This window comes from Flavobacterium melibiosi, from assembly GCF_048158545.1.
Lineage (GTDB): Bacteria > Bacteroidota > Bacteroidia > Flavobacteriales > Flavobacteriaceae > Flavobacterium > Flavobacterium melibiosi.
Window position 1 is genome coordinate 93389 of sequence record NZ_JBLNKU010000015.1, and the last position, 23235, is coordinate 116623.

A 23235-nucleotide genomic window follows, 5' to 3' on the forward strand; every position below is an offset into this window, starting at 1 on the left:
AACCCCAATTCAGATTTCCAAATTGGGGTTATTCAAAAAAAAATATTCTAAAGGGTAATTATTCTATTTTCTAAGAACAAAAACTGAAGTTACACCAGCTTCGGCTCTTACATTTATTGGAGCAAAATCTCCAGAAGCCGTTGGATAACTATAGGTCAAAACTTGTCCTCCTGCATTCAATCTTTCAGCAACGTAAATATATTTTGTAGCACTATCATACGCAACATCTACAGGATTTCCCAAAAGTGAATTTAGACCGTACACTCTCACTTGATTCGTTAAAGCAATTGTTCCTGCAGCTGCAGTTGAAGCAAAAACGCTAGAGAAATTTTTTATTACAATTAATCCACCATCAGTTGCCGAAGTAGCACTTGCAACATCCGTTAAAATCATAACATCATCCGAAGCGGAATAGGTAATTCCGTGTGTACGAACTAAACCTGCAATAGTTACACGTTTTGTTGCCGCAATATTCCCTGAAGCATTCGTCATAAAGTCCTTAAATAAAACAATATCTCCTGTCAAATCAGCTACTGCATACAAATCAGCTCCTACCATGTGTATTCCCCAAAGTTTAAAATCTGTTGTGAATGTTTTCAATAAAGAGAAACCTGTAGTCGTTTTTTTGTAAACCAAAAGTTTGTTAATCAAACCATTCGAAGCCAGTTGATCTTGAGTTACAACCACTATTTCACCTGAAACGGCAGTTTCTCTGGCATTAGTAAATTCGCCAGTAAGACTACTTAATGACAACATCAAATTATCGGTTCCTGCGGTCAGTGCAGTTTTTAATCCGGTGTACGTTTCCAAACGATTATTGGTTCTTGAAGCCACAATAACAGCATCCGTTTCGCTATCGTATGAAATTCCCTCTGCATCGAGTGATCCTACGATATATGATTTTACCATTGGAGTTGTGGCTAAAAGGTCTAAGTAGGTGATTTTTCCCGAAGTATTACTTGAAGTGACCAAAGAAGCCTCTGCAGGAGTACCATCAGAATCATTGTTATCGCACGAAGCGAAAAGTAACATCAAAAAAGCCGAGCTAATAAATAAATTTTTCATGTGTATAATTTTTAGAGATTTAATTATACTTACGAAAAATTTAAACTTTTGGTTTTAACTTTTTTAATACTATTATAACTTTTGTTAAAATGAGTATCCTTTTTCCGGGATTTTACCTTTTACACCTATATAATGTTTCTTCAAAATAGCCATATCACTTTCGATATCTCCAGAAGGTAAAACTGGATTTCCTAAATTTACTTCTTTTCTTCCAAAATCAAATGTTACAGGAATTATAGGAACATTTGCTTTCAAAGCAATGTAATAAAATCCTGTTTTTAGTTCGGTAACTTTTTCACGGGTTCCTTCAGGAGCAACAGCCAAACGAAAAATTTCTTTTCTTTGAAAAATAGCCGCAATAGAATCGACTTTGTTCAAACCTCCAGAACGATCTAATGGTTCTCCGCCCATATATCTAAAATAAAATCCGAAAGGAAAACGAAACAATTCCTTTTTACCAACCCAGTTCATTTCTAATCCGGTTATTCCTCTAGTAAAAATTCCCAAATAAAAATCATGCGCACTCGTATGCGGCATCACCATCATCACACATTTTTTGATATTTGCATCAATTCCTCCAACTATTTTCCAACCCATGAGCCTGAAAAATATCCATTTGTAAAATTGTTTCTTCATTCTTTATTATTTAGTACAAAATAAATAATTTATATCTTATTTTTGAGTAAAACCGCCACCAATGATTAAAAAAATATTCAGTTATCTCATTCCAATAAAAATTTATGAAACAAAATCTTCATTGAGTAAATCGATTGAAGTGACGTGGACTAATGGCGAATTAGTTTTAGATTCTGAAAACGCAAATTATTCGTACGGCAGTTTGCAGCGCATTTTAAGATTAGGATTAAAAAATATTGGCTATGAAAAAATAGTTCCAATGAATCATGTTTTAGTTTTGGGAGTTGCCGGCGGAAGTGTTATCAAAACGTTGGTGGATGAAATAAAATATAAAGGAAAAATTACCGGAGTTGAAATTGACCCCGAAATAATTAAAATAGCCAACACCTATTTTAAATTGGATGAAGTAAAAAATCTTGAAATTGTAATTGATGATGCTTTTGAATTTGTTCTAAAAACTAAAGCCAAATACGATTTAATTATTATTGATATTTTCCAAGATACAACAATGCCTAATTTCCTATTTGAAACTTTTTTCATCAATAGGGTTTGCTCTCTTTTAAAAAGTCGTGGTTTTATTCTTTTCAATACAATGCTATTAAATGACAGTCAAAATTTAAGAAATAAAAAATACGTGTCCGAGTTTTTCAAAAATGAATTTCAAATAAAAACCATTCCTAGAGTTGAAGTTCATAATGAGTTGATCGTAATCGAAAAATTAAATTAAATAATGAACCTTAAATGTTCTTTCTGAAAATTTGCAATCCAATAGTCTTAAAGCAACGCAATTATTTTGTACTCTTACATAGCGTTATTTAATACTCTGCCGGAATGAAAAAAATTTTAAAAAAACTGCTTCTTGGGAAAACGTCAAAGGGTTTTCAGCCCAAATTTAATCCCATTCAAAAACGGATACAAAATATTCAATCCATTTGGAATAACGATCATCAGGAAGACAATGGAATTGAAAAAATCGTTCGGTTATTGCTGGCCTCTTCCCAATTGCTTTTCCCTGGAATTTACATTAAATATTGGGCCAGCAAAAAAGGAGTCGAATATCAGGATTTAGCTTTGGATTTCTATGTTTTGCTCAAAGTGGTTTTTCCAATATTGATATTAATAAATCATTGGCAAAGTCATCAATGGATAATTTGGATTCTTGTTTATGTATTTTTGGAAACCGTTTTTTACATTCCAACATTGATTTTCGCTTCTGATTTATTTTCAAAACCACGATCGTACAAGAGGTCAATGTTATTGCTTTTTTTTAATTATTTAGAGATTGCATTTGCGTATGCTGTGTTTTATTCTATTGATCGTTACTTGAACAGACCTTTCTTTCATTGGTTTGATGCAGTTTATTTTAGTATCGTAACTTCCTCTTCCATAGGATATGGCGATTACCATCCAATTACTACCATCGGGAAATTCCTGGTAACTACACAAGCGTTGTTGTTTCTGTTTTTCATTGTGCTTTTCTTGAATTTCTTTTCCACCAAAGTAAAAACGAAAGGGTATTTTGATCATGAAAATCTGGAATAATTACAACATTTTTCTGGCTTTTTCTAAATCTTCCGGCGTGTCAATTCCGATTCCGACATGAGTGGTTTCGACCATTTTGATGCGTTTTCCAAATTCCAGATAACGCAATTGTTCCAGTTTTTCGGATGCTTCCAAAGATTGCATCGGTAAACTGTAAAAATCCAATAAGGCTTGTTTTCTAAAAGCATAAATCCCGATGTGTTGCATATACCGAACGCCCACATTCTTCTCTCTTGGATATGGAATTACCGAACGTGAAAAGTACAATGCAAATCCGTTTTGATCCACCACTACTTTTACATTATTAGGATTATTGATATCTTCTTCATTTGTGATTTCGCGCATCAAAGAAGCTAAATCCACTTTTTTATCCAAATCATTTTTAAAAATTTCAATGACTTTTGCCAAAGGTTCCGCATCAATAAACGGTTCGTCTCCTTGTACATTAATCACAATGTCAACATCCAGATTTTCGACTGCTTCTGCAATTCGATCACTTCCTGATTCGTGTTCTTTGATACTTCGAATGGCTTTTCCATCATGAGAAACAATTTCATCATAAATTAAATCCGAATCCGTTACCACAAAAACATCATCAAACAATTGCGTGTTTATGGCTGCTTCATAAGTTCTTAAAATCACGGTTTTTCCACCCAGATTCTGCATTAGTTTTGCGGGAAATCGTGTCGAAGCGTAACGGGCGGGAATGACTGCTATTATTTTCATTACTTTTTTATATTTTTAATTTCTTTGTCAAAATCTGAAATAAATTTTTGATCTTGGATAATTCTAAATTTTTGGTATTCGGTTTCAGCTTTAGACATTGCCTGATTATGTGAAATACTACCCGAATTATTTAGTAATTCATAGCGGTTTAATTTTAAAAATGAATCTAAAACTTCAACCCATTCTTTCATTTTTGTTGGAATGTTTCTTTCAGCTTGAAGTTCCGCAAAGTTTAAATACAATTCGACCAATCTGTTCAATTCTCGAATCTCTTTCTCGGATAAATAGTTTTTAGCAATTTCAGTATCAGACTTTAAAATTTTTCCTTCTGGCGAATTTTTCCAAGTTGTTAAACCCATATTTGGTTTTGCAACATCGGCTCTTTTATCAATTATCTCTGCTGCGGTATTTCCTGTAATCGCCCAGTGCAATTTATTTTGTACAGTTTTGTAAAAATTAACTGTCAATTCTGACTTAGCATCATAATCAACGCTGCATTGCGAAAATATATCGGTTATTTTTTGATAGAATCGTCGTTCCGATGCTCGAATTTCCCTTATTCTTTCTAATAATTCTTCAAAATAATCTTTCCCAAAAACCTGTCCTCCCTGCTTCAATCGCTTATCGTCTAAAACAAACCCTTTTATGATAAATTCTTTTAAAGTTTTCGTTGCCCAGATTCTAAATTGGGTGGCTTGCTTTGAATTTACACGATAACCAACGGAAATAATAACATCCAGATTATAGAATTTGGTTTGATATGATTTACCATCTTCGGCAGTATGTGCAATTTTTGCACATACTGAATTCTCTTCTAATTCAGCACTATCGAAAATGTTTTTAAGATGTTTTGTAATTACTGTTCGATCCACATCAAAAAGATTTGCGATAGCTTTTTGGGTCAGCCAAACGGTTTCATCATTTACAAAAACATCAACACGAACTTCTCCATCAGAAGAGGTATAAAGTATAAAATCTGAATTATTAGACGGTAATTGTTTCATAAATGTTAATTAGAAAAGGCGTAACGTACTGGAATGATTGCTATTTTTTTTATATTTTTAATTTGCCACGAAGACACTAAGTCGCAAAGTTTTATTTTTAAATTTTACTGCAACAAACATAATAATCAAGTTCGCTTGGCGCTAAGTTAATATGTTTTTAGGATTTACAAAACTGTTCTTAATTCTTAAATTTACTTTGTGATATTCCAAAAACTAATTTTTCGCCTGATTGTAAAATCTAATTTTTCATAAAGTTGTATTGCTCCTTTATTATCTTCAATCACATGTAAATAAGGCGTTTTATTTTGCTTGAAAATTTCATTTACAGCATAGGCAACTAATTGTTTGGCATATCCTTTTCCGGTATGATTGGGATGTGTGACTACTGCGCTTACTTCAACAAAGTCATTCATTTGCATGCGTTCACCAGTCACAGCAACAAGTTCATCGTTTTTGAAAATACCATAATAATTGCCTAATAAAGCAGTTTTTCTTTTAAAATAACCCGGTTGCACCAAGTTCACCAACTCATATAAAGCATCGATATGTTCGTCAGTCAGTTTTATGATTGGATCATTAATTGCAATATCGATTGGATTGTAAACAATCATTTGAAGACAAACCAATTCTTTATTTAACTTCAATAGATTTGAAAGTTCCGGTTTTTCTCCAACAATAAAAAAATTGTCCACCATCACAGAGTATTCATCTACAGACTTTGCAATCGCATTTCCTTTTTCAAAACCTCCAAACGGACAATAATCAGGATGATAAAATTTCACATTGCCATAATCTACCGCAAAATTTTGATTCGTTTCTGATAACGAAAACCAAACTGGATTATCTAATTTTTTATCGTCTTGTATTTTCACAATAAGTAGTTTTGAAAGTTGGTTTTGGGATTGGTGATGATGATTAAAAGAAAAAGTTATATTTAGTTTGAGTTCATGAGTGAGACGTTCACGTCATTAAAAACCAAGTTATTACTGTTCATCTTTCATCGAGTCCCAAAAATCTGCATCAAGTTTTTTTATTTCTATAGTTTGCTCAACTTGCATTCCAAGACTATAGTCATAAATATATTCAGCTAACTGCTTACCATCAATTAGAACTATTGTTGTTGAACCATTCAAATTATTTACATATTCCATTGCTCCTTTCGAATAATAAGAAGTTGTTATGAATACTCCTTTATTTGATTGAGCAACAGCTAAAGCTCCAACAAATTTTTGAATTTCCTCTCTTCCAATACAACTATCCATTTTATATCTTTTAGCTTGAATATGTATTCTCCCAAGTCCAAGAACATCCTCTTTGATTATACCGTCAATTCCTCCATCATTTGATACTTTAGTTACTAAACCTGAATTTTCGATTTCACCACCATATCCCATTTTTTGCAAAAGCATCACTACTAATTTTTCAAATGAAGTTGGTGTCTTTGTCAAAATAGTATTTAAAATATCCGAATAAACAGAGTTACGAATATTGGAAAAAGATGAGTATAGTCTTTCTTGAGGTGTTAATTCAGAAGCAATTTCTTCAATATTAATTTGCTCTTCTCTTGACTTCTTTTTTGTTTTATTTGGTTCTCTTTTTTCTAATTGTTTTTCTATATAAAAATCAACATTTTCAGGCGTTTTAAGTAAATCAATTCCCTTTTGGTTAATCTTATATATTCCTCGTTTTGGTTTATCTAAAAGACCTCCCATATTCAAATAACTCAACGCCCAAGAAATTCTATCATAAAAAACATGTCCATTCCCAGAAGGATACATTTCGTTAATTTCCTCTTCTGAAAGTTTAAAATATTTAGAAAGTGGTTCGATAAAATCTCTAAGTTTCATCTCACTATTTCTCAACAATAGTTCCATAGCAGGAACTCTAATTTCATCATGTTTGGGTATAGACATTTTGACTTTTTAATTTAATTAAATTATTCAAATATAAGATTTATTTCACAAAACCATCCTACATAATCTTCACCGAAGTCATACTCAATGAACCCGCCAATAATTTATCATTGAATAAACTCAGTTCTTCCGTTTTTCCTTTTAAGCCTAAAGTATAAATCAAAGGTAAATAATGTTCTGGCGTAGGAATCGCTAACTGGAACGCTTTGTTTTGTTTCTCAAAATCAATCAACGGTTGGAAATTCCCATCTAATAAATAATTGTTTACTGATTCCCTAGCTTCAATTGCCCAATCGTAACCGTAATTGTCTTTATCGAAATTGTGATAATCGACCAACCTTAAATTATGCACAATATTCCCGCTACCTACAATCAGGATTCCTTTGGTACGCAATGCACTTAGTTTCTGAGCCAACTCAAAATGGTATTGCCCGGATTTCGTATAATCAATACTCAACTGAATTACGGGAACATTGGCTTCGGGATATAAATGTTTGATGACACTCCAAGCACCGTGATCCAAACCCCAATGTTCGTCCAGCTCTACTTCTATCGGTGTCAACAATTGTTTGGTTTCTATCGCTAATTCCGGACTTCCTTTGGCAGGATATTGCACGTCAAATAACGCTTGCGGAAAACCACCAAAGTCGTGAATCGTTCTTGGCATTTCCATAGCGGTTACCTTTGTACCTTTGGTAAACCAATGCGCTGAAATACATAAAATAGCATTTGGTTGTGGTAACGTTTTAGCCAAATTTCGAAAACCCGTCACAAACTGATTTTCTTCAATGGCGTTCATCGGGCTTCCATGTCCCAAAAACAGCACCGGCATTTTTTCAGTATTCGAAAAAGAGCCTGAAATTTTATGTAAGTCGTTTAGTGTATTCATAACCAATTCTATTAAAAGTTTAAAACAGGTAAATTAATTTTTTAAACCATATAAGCCATTTAAGTTTTACTTTAATTTTTAAGCTTATATGACTTATATGTTTATGAAATTTACTCTACAAAATTTTCATCCTTAAAGCCTATCAAATATAATTTATTTTTTGCTCGGGTCATAGCGGTGTACAACCAACGGATATAATCTCTATTGATGCCATCGGGCAAATACGGTTGTTCTATAAAAACAGTATTCCATTGCCCGCCTTGTGATTTATGACACGTAATTGCATACGAAAATTTTACTTGCAAACCATTGAAATATTCATTGGCTTTTACTTTCTGGAATTGTTTGAACTTGGTTTCGCCTTCGTAATCTTTCAATACTTCCTGATACAATCTGTTGGATTCTTCATAGGTTAAAGATGGCGATTCACTTTTTATGGTATCCATTAACAATACAGTTTCAAACGGAATCTGATTCGGGTAATCAATCATTCGTATTTTTACTTTAGCAAACTTAAAACCGTACAATTCTTTGATATTGAAAATTTCTAATATTTCGATAATATCACCATTCGCAATAAAACCCGCTTCATCAGAATCTTTCAACCAAAAATAATTATTCTTTACCACCATCAAAAAGTCACCTGTGGAAAGTTCACTTTCTTTATCGAGGATCTTGGTTCTGATTTGCTCATTATATTGATTCGCCCTTTTATTGGAACGAACAATAAAAGCCGTGTCTTCTATACTGTAATTACTGTAGGCGGAATTAATCGCATCCTGAATATCGTAACCATCGGTCAACCGAACAATATCTTTGAATTTCTTGACATCAAATTTGAATTCATCGATGAAGGAATCTTTCAATAACTCCCTAAGCTCGGTTGCATTATGCAAAATCCCGGAACTTTCTTCCTGACGCATGACTTCGTCCAATTCAATATGCTCTACTTCCTTATCATAATTCATTCCTAAAGTGCGAATGTCCAAAGCGGGACTGATATCCAAATTCACCGGAGGCAACTGAGCAGTATCCCCCAATAAAATCATTTTGCAATTGATTCCTGAATACACATAAGAAATCAAATCATCCAATAGGGAACCGTTTTCATATAACTTAGAATCCGAGTTCGTATCCGAAATCATCGAAGCTTCATCGACTATAAATATGGTGTTCTTGTGTTTGTTTTGTTGCAACGTAAACGAAACGCCACCACCGGAAGATTTCTTGGGAAAGTAGATTTTTTTATGAATTGTAAAAGCGGGTTTGTTCGAATAATTAGCAATTACTTTTGCCGCACGACCCGTTGGCGCTAGCAAAACATATTTTTTATTGATGTCCAATAAACTATTTACAATCGTAGAAATAACGGTTGTTTTTCCAGTTCCGGCATATCCTTTTAAAACGAAAATGGTCTTATTATCGGCTTCGGTTAAAAAAATAGCAATTTTTTGAAAAAAAATATCCTGTTTATACGTGGGTTGAAAAGGGAACTTTTTTTGTAAAAGACTATAAAACAAGGAGGAATTCATTTCGTATTATTTGACTGCAAAGTAAAGAATGTTTTTTCAATTTCAATGCCAATAGCAATTTCAATTTTCAATTACTACTATTGATTTTTGCCATTGCCATTGCAATTGATATTGTTATTGATTTTAAAATTTGTAAGTTTGCGTTGTTGAAAAAATCAATAGTATTATGAACATAGCCGAAAAAAAATATAAAAAACTTTCCATTCAAGTTTCCTTGACGGGGCTTTCTTTTTGTTGTTTTGACACGCTAAATAATACAGTAACTTCATTTAACGAAGTACATTTCGATACGTTTCATAAAGCCACAAAAATTGAAGATTTATTTGGTGATGCTTTTAGAGATTATCCGGAGTTAAAGGATTCGTATGATGAAATTTTGGTGATTCATAATAATAACCTTTCGACTTTTGTACCTGAACCTTTATTTGACGAAAACTTTTTAGGAAGTTATTTGCAATACAACACTAAAGTTTTTGAAACCGATTTTTTTGCTTTTGATGAAATTCCAAACTATCAAATGAATGCGGTGTACATTCCGTATGTGAATATCAATAATTTTTTTATTGATCAATTTGGTTCATTCGATTACAAACATGCCAATAGTATTTTGGTTTCAAAACTTTTGGTTGCATCCAAAAATATGGATGAGAAAAAAATGTTTGTACATATTAATACAGGTCATTTTGAAATCATTGTTGTTCAGAACCAAAAATTATTACTTTTCAATTCTTTTGATTACAACACGCCCGAAGATTTCTTGTATTACATTTTATTTACAGCCGAACAATTGAATTTAAATCCCGAAAATTTCCCATTGGAACTAATCGGGAATATTGATACCGAAAGCGACTATTTCAAAATCGCTTATAAATACATTCGTAACGTTTCCCTTATAGATGTGGAAGATTTGCGATGGAACAATTATTTTTCTGAGGCCGAAAACAGAAATCATTTTATACTTTTCAACTCATGAGAATCATTTCAGGAAAATACAAAGGAAGACGCATTTTTCCACCAAAAGGACTACCCGTTCGCCCTACTACTGATATGTCTAAAGAAGCATTATTTAATGTTTTGAACAATCATTTCAGTTTTGAAGGACTTAAAATATTAGATTTATTCGCAGGAACCGGAAACATCAGTTACGAATTTGCCTCAAGAGGAAGCACGCCAATTACTTCTGTTGATGGTGATTTTGGCTGTGTAAAATTCATCAAGCAAGTTGCTGCCGAATATGATTTTAATATTGCCGCCACAAAAAGTGATGTTTTTACATATTTAGAAAGATGTAAAACGTCTTATGACATTATTTTTGCGGATCCACCTTATGCTTTGGACCAAAAAACTTTCGAGAAAATCATCTTGATAGTTTTCGAAAAAGAATTGCTTAATGAAGAAGGAATGATGGTAATCGAACATTCGAAATATACCAAACTAGATCACATGATTCACTTTTCGTTCCAAAAAAGTTACGGAGGTTCTATTTTTAGTTTCTTCGAAATTGGCTCTGGTGAAAAAGAAGAAGATTCTGAAAACGAATCAGACCAAAACGATAGTGAAGAAGAATAATCTTGATAGAATATAAAACAGAAAAGCTCTTGTAAATTTCAAGAGCTTTTCTGTTTTTAGTAAAGATTTAAAGTAACTATTTACCAATTACCCAACCCAAAGTAAAATTTAACACAGGTACTAAGCCACTGTCATATTTTTCAAAATTATAACCAACACCCATATTCAAATCAAGATTAAAATTTCCTTTGTAGGTTCGTTGAAAACCCCAAACCGGAGCAATAGTAATCGATGCATTTTCGGATAAAAAGTTATCATTAGTTGAAATTGATTTGAAATTATAAAAAGCGGACATAGCTACAAATCCTCCTGAATTATGAGAAGTAACCTTTTCTTTTTTAGCTCTTTTCTCTAAATTATAATAATGACGAAACTGTTCATTAATGTAAGGATAAAAGGTCCAGTTTTTCCCAAAACCATTCGATGTATATCCGTAACCTGAACTCAATTCTGAGTAAAGTGTGTTTTTATCACTTAAACCATGTTCGTAAACAAATCCCGGAAGTAATACATTTATTTTAAATTGACTTTTTGCTACGGCTGGTTTTTCTTGTGCGTAAGAATGTGAAATTGTTATTAAAATAAAAACAGCTAAAATCGCTGCTTTACCATTTTTAAATACTGATAATTGCATGTATAATTATTATTAAGTTGTCGATATATCATTTGATTTATATCGGAAGCAAACATAATAATAAATTTTAATTTGTCAGAATTTTATTTTAAAATTAAGCTTAATCTCTCCTTAATTTGTCTAAAATCATCTGATACATAGGAGTAGTAACTCCATATTTCAGACCTTCTTTTACCACATATTCAGTCAAGGAAACTACTTCGGTATTTCTTCCTGCCAATAAATCTCTGTGCATCGATGAGGTAGCATCTTTTGGAGTTTTTTCGAGTTTGATAATTGTTTGAGCAACAATATCATTGGGCAACGCTAACCCTTTTGCAAAAGCGACAGCAGTTATCTCGTTTAACAATGAAATATAAACTGCTTTATTTTCAGGATTATTCAAAATCCCTCCAATGTTTTGATTCAAATAGGAAGTAGCTGAAGCCAAAGCGGAAATAAAAATAAACTTTTCCCAAACCGTTTCTTCAATATTTTCTACAAGATAACTTTCGATATTGGCCTTTTCAAAAATAGATTGTAATTCCTTCAATTTAGAAATTGGTGCCGTTTTAGAACCAAAAAATAGTTTTTCGTAAGGGCCAATTTTTTTGATAATTCCAGAACCAACAATCATCGAAACAATATAAACGCAACCTTGTAAAACCGTATTTTCAGGAAATAGTATTTGTATGCGTTCCGTGGCATCGACACCATTATATAAAGGTAGGATTATCGTTTTTTTGGTAATACAGTTTTTTATGGATTCAAAACTGGTTTCTATATCATAGGTTTTAGTGGCACAAATAAGGTAATCAAGTTTGCCTATTTCATCTGGATTATTTGAAACCAAACTAGGAAAAACAATTGCTTCATTAGTATCAGAAATAATTTTAAATCCATTTTGAGCTACTGCTTTTTGGGTTTCACCACGAGCAATAAATACGATTTCGATAGTATCTGATTCAAAATAAGCTTTGGCCAATAATCCTCCAAAATAACCACCTACTCCACCCAATCCTAAAATCCCAATTCTTGTTTTCATATTATAGTAAGTTCCGTTTCAAGTAATAGACAAAGATAATTATTCAAACTTGCCGCAAAGGCTCAAAGAAAATGAGTAATTGATAAATAATTCTAAAAGTGTAACGTTTAAAAAGGAGAAAAAAATTTAGGGCCTTTGTGTCTTTGTGGCAAAAAAAAATGCATTGAGCAGTAAAAAAAATGCAGACCTATAAGCCGGATTCTGTCCCCGATAAATCGGAGCCTTATCATTTATCTAGACTTATAATTACTCATAAGTTCAAGCTATCTACCCTTCAACAACGGACGAGAAGCCCTTAAATGCTGATATACTTGATATTTCACCGCATAGAGTTTACCTGGTTTCACTACAGCATTACCTGTACATACTTTCTGTTGCACTTGTCCTAATCCAATTACTTGAACCGACGGGGGTTACCCGCTATGCTTCCCTATGGTGTCCGGACTTTCCTCCTTCTTGATTGCTCAAAACGGCGATAAGGCGGTCTGCGGTGCGAAATTACAACAATTTTTCATGTATCTCAATTTTAGATTATTTACTTTAACATCCATTTCACAATGACTTAATAATAAAATAGTTATCTTTATAAATAACAATTAATCTTCCATTAATCATGAAACCAACGTACCATTATACCACCGTTATAGAGGCCTTAGAAGATCTAAAAGAAAAAGGTTTTACCTATGATTTTAATATTCATCAAGACGATATTAAAGCAAATCCCCATAAATTTGAAGTAAATCATGTGTACCGCTATGAAGGAGATACTGACCCTGGAGAAGAATCAGTGGTTTATGGTATCAGCGCTGCTTCTGGTGAAAAAGGAGTTTTTGTAGCTGGTTTTTCCGCAAATTCAGATAATGAAGCTGCGCTTGTTCTGGAAAAATTATGCATCGAATCCAGTGGGCAATGCAAACTCTAGTTATCGTATAGCTTCTTATTTTAAGAAATAGAACTTCAAAAAAATTTAATTATTTAAGTTCGATGCTGTTATCCGAAATCATAATAGAGCGGATCAAGAAAGAAGGACCAATCTCTTTTCGGGATTTTATGGAGATGGCATTGTATTACCCGGAATTAGGATATTATAATTCGGCCCAAAACAAGATTGGAGCAGATGGTGATTTTTACACCAGTGCAAATCTTACTGCTGATTTTGGTGTTATGATAGGTCGTCAAATAGAAGAAATGTGGCAAAACTTAGAAAAAAAACCTTTTAAAATCATTGAATATGGTGCCGGAACCGGTTTATTGTGTCATGATATTTTAGATTATCTCGGAAATAACATTCCTTTATATGAGAACCTAACCTACTGCATTATCGAGAAAAGTAACAGTATGCGGGAGATTCAAAAAAAACATTTACACAAAAAAGTAAACTGGTACAACTCCATTAAAGATATTCCTGAAATTAACGGCTGTGTGTTATCAAATGAATTGATTGATAATTTCTCTGTTCATCAGGTAATTATGGAAGAACAGCTTAAAGAAGTATTCGTTGATTACAAAGAGGGTTTTATTGAAATTTTAAAACCTGCTAAAAAAGAACTTATCCAATATTTCGAAACATTAAATGTACAATTGCCTGAAGGATTTCGCACCGAAGTCAATTTAGAAGCCGTATCTTGGATAAAAGAAGTTTCTCAATCTTTACAAAAAGGCTATGTAATCACCATCGATTATGGATTATTATCGGCTGAATTATACAACAATCGAAGAAGTTTCGGGACACTCCTGTGTTATTATAAACATCACAAAAGCGACAATCCGTATCAGTTTATTGGCCAGCAAGACATAACTACTCATATCAACTTTTCGGCTTTATCGCATTGGGGTTCACAATATGGGATAGAACCTTGTGGAATTGTGAATCAAGCAGAATTTTTATTGGCACTGGGTATAAAAGAATATCAAAATTCAACATTAAATAATAATCCAAATAATTTAGTATTAGCCATGCAGGAATCACTCATTAATTATAGATTATTAATGGATATGGGAATAAAATTCAAAGTATTGATACAACAAAAAGGAGTTTCGGAATATCCACTCTCGGGATTGAAATTTTTAAATTCTTCAAGAGCTTTATACACTTGAAATTACAATTTATATGGAGCAATTTACTTCGTCAGTTCGCTTCGCTCTTGTCCAGCTATCCGTTAGAATCTTATTCGCCGAAAACCGGTTCTTAAGGATTTCCACTTTTATCTGGGCTAGGAAATTTGGTATATAAAAACCATTTGAAAAATTATAAAATCTTTCAATACTTAAATTTTTCCATCATTAAATTAAAACCTATATTTGCTTTCGAATAAAATTCTATGGAACAATTTGTTGTATCGGCTCGTAAATATCGTCCTCAAACATTTAAAGATGTTGTAGGACAAAAAGCCATTACCAATACTTTATTGAATGCCATAGAAAGCAATCACTTAGCTTCGGCATTATTATTCACAGGACCTCGTGGCGTTGGTAAAACAACTTGCGCCCGTATTCTCGCTCGAAAAATAAATCAGCCAGGTTATGACGATCCAAATGAAGATTTTGCTTTTAATGTTTTCGAATTAGATGCAGCATCCAACAATTCAGTTGATGATATCCGTAATCTAATTGACCAAGTCCGAATCCCGCCACAAACGGGACAATACAAAGTGTATATTATTGATGAGGTTCACATGTTGTCTTCGGCAGCTTTTAATGCTTTCTTGAAAACATTAGAAGAACCACCAAAACATGCCATTTTCATATTGGCTACGACCGAAAAACATAAAATTATTCCAACGATACTTTCTCGTTGTCAAATATTTGATTTCAAAAGAATTACCGTAAAAGATGCAAAAGAACATCTTGCCGAAGTAGCTACCAGTCAAGGTGTAAATTTCGAAGATGATGCTTTACATATCATTGCTCAAAAAGCTGATGGAGCTATGCGTGATGCTTTGTCAATTTTTGACCGAGTAGTTTCTTTTTGTGGAAAAGATTTAACACGTCAAGCCGTTACGGAAAACTTGAATGTGTTGGATTACGAAACGTACATTAATGTAACCGATTTGATTCTGGAAAATAAAATCCCAGATTTATTAATCGCTTTCAATGAAATTCTTGCCAAAGGATTTGATGCGCATCATTTTGTATCGGGATTAGCTTCCCATTTTAGAGATTTATTGGTTTCTAAAACACCTTCTACTTTATCTTTATTAGAAGTTGGAGAACAAGCGCAACAAATGTATAGTGTACAAGCGCAAAAATGCAGTCAAGATTTTCTTTTAAAAGGAATCGAAATTGCAAATGATTGTGATTTAAAATACAAACTAAGCCAAAATCAACGACTTCTTGTTGAACTTTGTCTGATGCAACTTGCCTCTATCACTTTTGATGGAGAAAAAAAAAAGTTGAACAATTTATAATTCCTCCTACTTATTTTAGAAAGAATGATTACTCAATTGTAGAAAGTCCAAAAGCTAAAGTAGAAAGTATTGCAAACACTCCAATTGCAGCGACGGTTCAAGAAAAAAAACCGGAAGCTATAGTTAGTGCGCCCACAATTCCAGTTCAAACTCCTACGGTAAAAATTGACATTACGCAATCTAATGAACCAAAGGTTTCTGCTTTTTCATTAGCCAGTATTCGTGCAAAAAAAGTATTAGAAGAAAGCAATAAAGGAATAGTAAAAGAAGCCGTTCATTTGCCAACTGAATCTTTTACCGAAACTGAAATGTTATTGTATTGGAATAAATATGCACAACGTTTAGGCGACAAAGGATATAAAATTATGGAATCGTTGTTACTCATCAACGATCCTAAATTAAATGGAACTGCCATCACGATTGAATTGCCAAATGAAGGTTCAAAATTGGATTTTGAAAAAGAATTGAATGGACTTTTAGGGCATTTGAAAGGTCATTTACACAATCATGACATTACAATAGAAGTTATTGTTAATGAAAGTGTTGAAAGTAAAAGAAACTTTAATGACCAAGACCGATACAACAGGCTTCTTGAAATAAATCCAAATATTGAACTCTTACGAACAACATTTGGATTAGATTTAGATGCATAATTTTATGCCATAAGAATTAGATCATTCTTTAGAATTGATTATTTTTTCAATTCTTGTATCAGGTATAAGCCACATCATTGCCACTATAACATAAATAGAAGCAGCTACGATTTCATAAAAAAAAGAAATCAATATTGCGCCTAGGTATAAAAGATTAGAAATACTTCCTTTAAAATTTTTCCCAACTGCTTTTGCCAATATTGAATTTTCTCCTTCACTAGATATAATTACATTCTGAAGTATCCAAAAAGCTATTGCTGCGAAAAAAAGAATTACTCCATACAATGTAATGGTAGCTTTGGCAAAATTATGTTCCCCCATCCATCCTGTAGAAACTGGAATTAGTGATAACCAAAATAACAAATGAAGATTTGCCCACAGAATTTTACCATTTACTTTAGTAACACTTTGCAGCATGTGATGATGATTGTTCCAATATATACCTACATATACAAAACTCAATATGTAGCTTATAAATTTAGGAAAAAGAGATAGTAAATCGGTGAAATTTTCTCCTTCCGGAACTTTTATTTCCAGTATCATAATGGTAATTATGATAGCCAAAACACCATCACTAAAAGCTTCAAGTCTGTTTTTATTCATTTTAAAATTTATATTTTACCGTAATACATAGCTTTTACAATACCATCAGAAAGTCCAATCTTAGGCACATAAATATTTCTTGCTCCACTCCATTTCATTGCATTTAGATAAATTCTTGTCGCTGGAAGAATTACATCGGCACGATCCGGATTTAATCCTAATTCTGAAATTCTTTGTTCGTAAGAAAGTGAATTCAAGAAAGCATATTGAGAATTCATGTAAATGTAAGACAAAGGCTTTTCTTGCATTTTTCCTGACATCTTGAAGAGTTTATTGATATTTCCACCGGAACCTATCAAAGTAACTTCATCATATTCTTGAGTATTTACCTTTATCCATTTTTCAATTTCATCCCAAACCACATCACAAACCATCTCATTCAACAACCGAACTGTTCCTGCTTTGAATGATCTGGAATTTATCATTTTACCATTGGAAAACAAGGTAAATTCAGTACTTCCACCACCAACATCCACAAAAAGATACGTTTGATCTGTTTTTAACAAATGATGCAAATCAGTTGAAGCAATAATAGCTGCTTCCTTTTTTCCATCAATAATTTCTATTTTGATATCTGCTTTTTTCTTAATCATTGCTACTACTTCCTTACCATTGTAGGCTTCCCGCATCGCCGAAGTTGCAAATGCCATATAACGTTCCACTTTATGCACTTTCATCAATAGATTGAATGCTTTCATGGCGTCACACATCCTTTCCATATTCTCTTGAGAAATTTCACCTACCGTAAAAGCATCTTGTCCCAAACGAATTGGTACACGTACAAGAGAACTTTTATTGAATTGAGGTTCTTTTCCTTCTTGCTCAACAATATTTACTACCAATAAACGCATCGCATTTGAACCGATGTCTATTGCAGCATATTTTTTTAATTTAATCATTCTTAATTTATGATTTGAATTTAGTTTCTTATTTTATTCGAGGACAATAGCAAATATGAAACCACTTTTTAAACAATTTCTTCTAAAACGTCAATTTTATTTCGATAATATTTATACGTTTCTAATTGCGCTCTAAAAACTGGGTTATGATTTCGAACTCTATATTTATTATCTAATTTATAAGAATGATATCTTGCTTTTACATTTCCTTTCCAACCTAAATCGAAATTATCAATGAGTTCATTTTTTATTTCTTGATCATAAATAGGACAAGTAACTTCTACTCGACCATCAAGATTTCTAGTCATAAAATCAGCTGAAGAAATATAAACTTCCGTTTGACCGGCATTTCCAAAAATATAAATTCTGGAATGTTCCAGATAATTATCTACAATACTTATTGCTTCTATATTTTCACTCATCCCCGGAATTCCCGGTATCAATGAACAAATACCTCTAATTTCGAGTTGTATTTTCACTCCTGCATTACTGGCTTCATATAATTTATCAATCATTTTAAAATCTGACAAACTATTCATTTTCAATTTTATATGCGTCTTTCTACCTGCTGAAGCATGCAAAATTTCTCTATCAATCAGTTTATAAAATCTAGTTCGGGTGTAATGAGGAGAAACAATAAGATGTTTATATCGATGTACTCTATAATTAATATCGAAAAATTCGAAAATTTTTGTAATGTCTTTTAGAATTTGTTGGTGACTTGTAAAAAGAGTCACATCAGTATAGACTTTTGCTGTTGATTCATTAAAATTCCCGGTAGAAATAAAACCATAACGTTTGATTTTATCATTTTCGGTTCTTTCGATAACGCATATTTTACTGTGAACTTTAAGTCCTTTTATTCCAAAAATAAGTTCAATACCTTCCGTTTTCATTTGCTCTGCATACGAAATATTAGAAGCTTCATCAAAACGAGCTTGTAATTCGATTTGAACAGTCACTTTTTTTCCATTTTTGGCAGCATTAATCAGAGAACTGATTATCTGAGAATTTTTTGCCAATCGGTATAAAGTAATTTTTATGGAAGTTACCTTTGGATCAAGAGCTGCTTCCCGTAAAAATTTAGTGAGATAAGAAAAAGATTGATATGGTGCGTTTAACAGATAATCTTTAGTGCTAATTTTTTCTAATATGCTTCCTTGAAGACTTAATCCTGGAATTGGCAAAGGTTCATTCGTTTGATACAATAAATCGAATCTGCCAAGATTTGGAAAATTCATATAATCACGTCTGTTGTGATATCTACCACCAGGAATAATACTATCAGTAGTAACAATTTTCATCTTATCGAGGAAAAATTGAAGTGTGTCTTTTTCTATCAACTGATCATAAATAAAACGAACGGGCTCCCCTATTCTTCTATCTTTTACACTTGTAGAAATTTTTTCAATCATACTTTTACTCAAATCACTATCGATGTCTAACTGTGCATCTCTAGTAATTTTAATCATATGGGCAGAAACACTTTCGTAATCGAAAATATTAAAAATACTACTCAAATTATGTCTTATTACATCATCAAGCAATATTACATATTGCTTTTCATTTTTAGATGGCAAAACAACAAATCGATTAATTGTTTTTGGAATTTCAATCACTGCATATCGAACCTCATTACTTTGATTCATAACTAATTTTACTGCTAAGTACCCTAAAGTATCCTTCAATAATGGGAACTCAGCTAAATCATTTAATATTATCGTAACTAATTCCGGACTTAATTTTTGAATAAAAAAGTCTTTTAAAAAATTTTCCTGTTCTCTTGAAATTTCATTTTCATTAATAATGAATATGTTTTCTTTTCCAAGTTTTGTTTCAATATTATTTAAAATTTGTAAACTTTCGGACTGTTGCTGAATTACTATTTCGGTAATATCTTTTACTAATTGTTGCGCCGAAATACCACCAAGATATTTTTCTCCAGATATTCCTGAGAGACTTAATCTTCTGATAGCAGCAAAACGAACTCTGAAAAACTCATCAAGATTATTCGAAAAAATACCTAAAAATCGTAATCTGTCTAATAATGGTACTGAATCATCCGCAGCTTCTTGAAGTACTCTTGCATTAAACGCTAACCAACTTTTTTCTCTATCAATATATTTATGTTCTAACACTTTATTTATTTTAAATCCTTGGGGAATATTATTTTTTGAGTTTTGCCTTTTTTAATTTTATCCCAGTTATCTGTATCAAATTGTAAAGACACAAATCCAGCTGTAGGAACATTATTAATAAATGCATCTCCAAATTTATTAACAAAATTTGTAATAGCCTCATTATGTCCAAAAAGAATAACACTTTCTATACCATTATTACAAGATTTAATAACTTTCTCTAATTTATTTTCATCAAAAGTGTAAAGCTCATCTTTATAATCAATGCTTTCGATAGGATAAGATATATTTTGGGCAAAAATTAGTGCTGTTTCTGATGCTCTTTCTGCTGAACTGCTCCAAATCATATAGGTTTTAGGAATAAAATCACTTATATAAGAGGAAACAAGATGTGCATCTTTCATTCCTTGATTTGTTAAAGGTCTATCCTTGTCATGCAAAGGCGCTTCCCAACTTGATTTTGCATGCCTTACTAATATTAAATTTTTCATACTCCAAAATTTTTATTTACCAATGGCATTGTATCAATTTATTTAAGATTACAAATTACAAAATTTATTTTAAATGTAATTATTAATTCAAATACAAATAATAAAATGAAATTGATTTACAAATATTAATCTTACAATAAAAAACAAAGTAAAAGTATTAATAACTCAAATTAAAATACAACTATACTTACAAAAAAATAAGTAAAAACACATGTAATCAGTTATTTAAGTGTTTATTCTTGCTTTTTATTTGTTAATGTTAATTTAAAATATAGATTTGAAATGTTAAAATTTTACAAAAAAAAACTGTAATAGGATTTAAAAGATTAAAAAGCACTTTAAAAAAAGTAAAATTAACGCCTTTTTTTAGTTTTTTTAACAGGAAATGTCTTTTCAACGAGTATTTAGGTAATTGGTAGAAAAAAAAATTATAATTAAATCATTCTGATTAGTTTAGCATATCATATCGATATTTAAGGATCTAAAAAAAATCTAATTTATACAAATGTTTTGTTTTTTTATCCCAAATAAATTAAATAAGAAATCATGAAAAAAATTACTTTTTTAAAGTTCGTTACTTCATTAACATTAGTGTTTTTAACAATAATTTTTGATTTAGATAACATTTATGCCCAACAATCTACAGGTGTTGTAAATGGTGATGCTTGTATTAGTATTACTGATTGTCCTCCTGACCAATTTAAATGTGCCGATGTGGTTGTTAATGGTCAGTCCGGGGCTAATTTTACTTGGACTACGCCTACAATATCCCAAAATTGTTCATTAGGTTCGAATCCAAATGCCAATTTCCAAATGTTATTTGAATTAAATGAATCACTATTAAAAGCCGATTGTTGGAATTTTAATTATATTTCAAGAGTTGGAGGCAGTGGTGGACACATAAAATTATTTTCAGGAAACGATGGTGATAGTTCAAAAGATTCTAAGGTAACTACGCCTTATTTAATCATTGAAGATGACACTAATGTTTCTATAGATGTAAATTACGATAGTGGAAATTATTCTGTTCAATTGGTTTTAGTAGGTGATGCAACACATCCTGATATACCCTTATCTACTCAAACTGTAACTGGAAGTTCCTCAACTTATAGCTGGGCTGCAAATTTTGATGCAGGTAATGGTGCCACAACTCATACAACAGGAGTTTATAGGTTGAAATTTATTTTCCATTATACGGGTCAAAAACCTAACAATGCAAACACGGGAGATACAGTTATTGCGGTTAAAGCAATTTTAAATGAAACTGGTTGTTCTGCAGGTATTGACTTTACTGTTACAGGACCAAATACCGGTTTTTATCCGGTTGGATCACATGCTTTACAATATGTTGCGACTTATACTAGTTCAAGTGGTGAAATTAAAAGAAAAACTTGCTCCTTTAACATTACGGTAGGTCGTTTGCCAACAATCACTGGGACTACACCTTCAGCCGGTTGTGGAACAGGTTCTGTAACGCTGGGAGCAACCTCTTCTGCTGGAATCATTAACTGGTATGCCGATCCAACTGGCGGCTCATCTTTAGCAACTGGAAATTCTTATATAACTCCTAGCATCTCATCGAGTAAAATTTATTATGTGGATGCAACCGAAAATTCTTGTACATCTGCCAGAACTGCCGTGACAGCAACCATCAATCCATTGCCAACAGCAACCGTTACCGGAACATTGAGTGCTTGTTTAACTACTACATTAACTGCTAATACAGATGCAGTTAATCCAATCTATGTTTGGTATAAAGACGATATAGCTATTGGTGGTCAAACTGCTTCTACACTTGTTGTTACAGCCAATGGTGATTATAAAGTAAAAATAACAAATGGAGTAACTTTATGTGAGCAGACATCTTTACCTGCCGAAGTTAGTGTTGAAGATAGCACTGCTCCTGTAGTAAATTCAACAAGTAGTTCTAGTACTATTTCATGTATTTCAGCCGCAACTGCTCCTACGCCACCAAATGCAACTGATAATTGTTCTGGAACAATTAATGGAGTATTTTTCTCAACAACAGATACTCCAAATCCTTTAACATGTGAAGGAACTAGAGAATATAAATATAAATACGCTGATTCAAGTGGGAATTTTAGTTATTGGACTTATACCTATACCATTGAAAGAAATGATTTCACAATGCCTACAAATGCAGGTTCAACTGTAGCTTGTGCCGCTGATATCGTTACTCCGACTGTACCGGTGGTTACCGATAATTGTGGGAACGCTTTAACGCCTGCCGCTGCCGTGATTTCTGCAACACCTGCCTGTGAAGGAACCGTAACCTATACCTACACTTTCACCGATTGTGAAGGAACTGCACACGACTGGGTTTATACCTATACCATTGAAAGAAATGATTTCACAATGCCTACAAATGCAGGTTCAACTGTAGCTTGTGCCGCTGATATCGTTACTCCGACTGTACCGGTGGTTACCGATAATTGTGGGAACGCTTTAACGCCTGCCGCTGCCGTGATTTCTGCAACACCTGCCTGTGA

At 32.5% G+C, this 23235-nt stretch carries 23 protein-coding genes and 1 other RNA gene; 9 read left to right on the plus strand and 15 right to left on the minus strand.

Annotation, left to right across the window (positions count from 1 at the left end; genetic code table 11):
- Positions 1-63: 63 nt before the first annotated feature.
- Both ACM55F_RS16285 and ACM55F_RS16290 read right to left on the minus strand, forming a co-directional pair.
- Positions 64-1065, minus strand: coding sequence for a hypothetical protein (locus tag ACM55F_RS16285; protein WP_416854893.1), 1002 nt, complete (start codon positions 1063-1065; stop codon positions 64-66).
- An 84-nt stretch (positions 1066-1149) separates the two neighbouring features.
- Positions 1150-1701, minus strand: coding sequence for a 1-acyl-sn-glycerol-3-phosphate acyltransferase (locus ACM55F_RS16290; protein WP_416854895.1), 552 nt, complete (start codon positions 1699-1701; stop codon positions 1150-1152).
- Between the two features lie 61 nt (positions 1702-1762).
- Between ACM55F_RS16290 and ACM55F_RS16295 the strand changes: the two genes are divergently transcribed.
- Both ACM55F_RS16295 and ACM55F_RS16300 read left to right on the plus strand, forming a co-directional pair.
- Positions 1763-2428 carry a spermidine synthase gene (locus tag ACM55F_RS16295; protein WP_416854897.1) on the plus strand — a complete coding sequence of 222 codons (666 nt, stop codon included), beginning with the start codon at positions 1763-1765 and terminating at the stop codon, positions 2426-2428.
- Between the two features lie 104 nt (positions 2429-2532).
- A complete protein-coding gene (locus ACM55F_RS16300; protein WP_416854898.1) occupies positions 2533-3243 on the plus strand; it encodes a potassium channel family protein in 711 nt (236 codons plus the stop codon).
- Here the strand turns inward: ACM55F_RS16300 and kdsB are convergent, their stop codons facing one another.
- The 6 genes from kdsB to ACM55F_RS16330 all read right to left on the minus strand — a co-directional run bounded on the left by kdsB (position 3244) and on the right by ACM55F_RS16330 (position 9307).
- Positions 3244-3969, minus strand: a complete 726-nt coding sequence (gene kdsB / locus ACM55F_RS16305) for a 3-deoxy-manno-octulosonate cytidylyltransferase (RefSeq protein ID WP_416854899.1) — start codon at positions 3967-3969, stop codon at positions 3244-3246.
- Positions 3969-4973 (minus strand): virulence RhuM family protein, encoded by a 1005-nt coding sequence (locus ACM55F_RS16310; protein ID WP_416854901.1) that lies wholly within the window; start codon positions 4971-4973, stop codon positions 3969-3971. The genes kdsB and ACM55F_RS16310 overlap by 1 nt, the downstream gene beginning before the upstream one ends.
- Before the next feature lie 191 nt (positions 4974-5164).
- Positions 5165-5845, minus strand: a complete 681-nt coding sequence (locus ACM55F_RS16315; RefSeq protein WP_416854902.1) for a GNAT family N-acetyltransferase — start codon at positions 5843-5845, stop codon at positions 5165-5167.
- Positions 5846-5956: 111 nt separating this feature from the next.
- On the minus strand, positions 5957-6886 hold the full coding sequence (locus tag ACM55F_RS16320) for a restriction endonuclease (RefSeq protein ID WP_416854903.1): 930 nt from the start codon (positions 6884-6886) through the stop codon (positions 5957-5959).
- Positions 6887-6944: 58 nt separating this feature from the next.
- A complete protein-coding gene (gene ygiD / locus ACM55F_RS16325) occupies positions 6945-7775 on the minus strand; it encodes a 4,5-DOPA-extradiol-dioxygenase (protein ID WP_416854904.1) in 831 nt (276 codons plus the stop codon).
- A gap of 110 nt (positions 7776-7885) precedes the next feature.
- A complete protein-coding gene (locus ACM55F_RS16330) occupies positions 7886-9307 on the minus strand; it encodes an ATP-dependent DNA helicase (protein ID WP_416854905.1) in 1422 nt (473 codons plus the stop codon).
- Positions 9308-9473: 166 nt separating this feature from the next.
- Here ACM55F_RS16330 and ACM55F_RS16335 point away from each other — a divergent pair, with 166 nt between their 5' ends.
- Positions 9474-10280 carry a DUF3822 family protein gene (locus tag ACM55F_RS16335; protein ID WP_416854907.1) on the plus strand — a complete coding sequence of 269 codons (807 nt, stop codon included), beginning with the start codon at positions 9474-9476 and terminating at the stop codon, positions 10278-10280.
- Entirely contained in the window at positions 10277-10876 is a 600-nt protein-coding gene (locus ACM55F_RS16340) for an RsmD family RNA methyltransferase (protein WP_416854908.1), read from the plus strand. Before ACM55F_RS16335 ends, ACM55F_RS16340 begins: the two co-directional genes overlap by 4 nt.
- Positions 10877-10952: 76 nt before the next feature.
- On the opposite strand, the gene ACM55F_RS16345 is transcribed toward ACM55F_RS16340, so the two are convergent.
- From ACM55F_RS16345 to rnpB, 3 genes are all read right to left on the minus strand, one after another.
- Positions 10953-11510, minus strand: coding sequence for a hypothetical protein (locus ACM55F_RS16345; protein WP_416854909.1), 558 nt, complete (start codon positions 11508-11510; stop codon positions 10953-10955).
- A gap of 100 nt (positions 11511-11610) precedes the next feature.
- Entirely contained in the window at positions 11611-12534 is a 924-nt protein-coding gene (locus ACM55F_RS16350; RefSeq protein WP_416854910.1) for a ketopantoate reductase family protein, read from the minus strand.
- A 174-nt stretch (positions 12535-12708) separates the two neighbouring features.
- Positions 12709-13026, minus strand: an RNA gene (gene rnpB, locus ACM55F_RS16355) — RNase P RNA component class A.
- 121 nt (positions 13027-13147) lie between these two features.
- Between rnpB and ACM55F_RS16360 the strand changes: the two genes are divergently transcribed.
- The 4 genes from ACM55F_RS16360 to ACM55F_RS16375 all read left to right on the plus strand — a co-directional run bounded on the left by ACM55F_RS16360 (position 13148) and on the right by ACM55F_RS16375 (position 16594).
- On the plus strand, positions 13148-13456 hold the full coding sequence (locus tag ACM55F_RS16360; protein WP_282713065.1) for a hypothetical protein: 309 nt from the start codon (positions 13148-13150) through the stop codon (positions 13454-13456).
- Positions 13457-13518: 62 nt separating this feature from the next.
- A complete protein-coding gene (locus ACM55F_RS16365) occupies positions 13519-14631 on the plus strand; it encodes a class I SAM-dependent methyltransferase (protein ID WP_416854911.1) in 1113 nt (370 codons plus the stop codon).
- Between the two features lie 224 nt (positions 14632-14855).
- Positions 14856-15941, plus strand: a complete 1086-nt coding sequence (dnaX, locus tag ACM55F_RS16370) for a DNA polymerase III subunit gamma/tau (RefSeq protein ID WP_416854912.1) — start codon at positions 14856-14858, stop codon at positions 15939-15941.
- Positions 15942-16219: 278 nt separating this feature from the next.
- The gene (locus ACM55F_RS16375; RefSeq protein WP_416854913.1) at positions 16220-16594 is read left to right on the plus strand and encodes a DNA polymerase III; all 375 of its coding nucleotides are present in this window, start codon (positions 16220-16222) and stop codon (positions 16592-16594) included.
- Positions 16595-16615: 21 nt separating this feature from the next.
- Here the strand turns inward: ACM55F_RS16375 and ACM55F_RS16380 are convergent, their stop codons facing one another.
- The 4 genes from ACM55F_RS16380 to ACM55F_RS16395 form a co-directional block, all read right to left on the minus strand.
- Positions 16616-17197 carry a TMEM175 family protein gene (locus ACM55F_RS16380; protein WP_416854914.1) on the minus strand — a complete coding sequence of 194 codons (582 nt, stop codon included), beginning with the start codon at positions 17195-17197 and terminating at the stop codon, positions 16616-16618.
- 8 nt (positions 17198-17205) lie between these two features.
- Positions 17206-18096, minus strand: a complete 891-nt coding sequence (locus ACM55F_RS16385) for a Ppx/GppA phosphatase family protein (RefSeq protein ID WP_416854916.1) — start codon at positions 18094-18096, stop codon at positions 17206-17208.
- A gap of 68 nt (positions 18097-18164) precedes the next feature.
- Positions 18165-20234, minus strand: coding sequence for a polyphosphate kinase 1 (ppk1, locus tag ACM55F_RS16390; RefSeq protein WP_416854917.1), 2070 nt, complete (start codon positions 20232-20234; stop codon positions 18165-18167).
- 5 nt (positions 20235-20239) lie between these two features.
- Positions 20240-20725 (minus strand): SixA phosphatase family protein, encoded by a 486-nt coding sequence (locus ACM55F_RS16395; RefSeq protein ID WP_416854918.1) that lies wholly within the window; start codon positions 20723-20725, stop codon positions 20240-20242.
- Between the two features lie 546 nt (positions 20726-21271).
- Between ACM55F_RS16395 and ACM55F_RS16400 the strand changes: the two genes are divergently transcribed.
- Positions 21272-23235, plus strand: a 1964-nt coding sequence (locus tag ACM55F_RS16400) for an immunoglobulin domain-containing protein (protein WP_416854919.1), incomplete at its 3' end; no start/stop codon positions are given.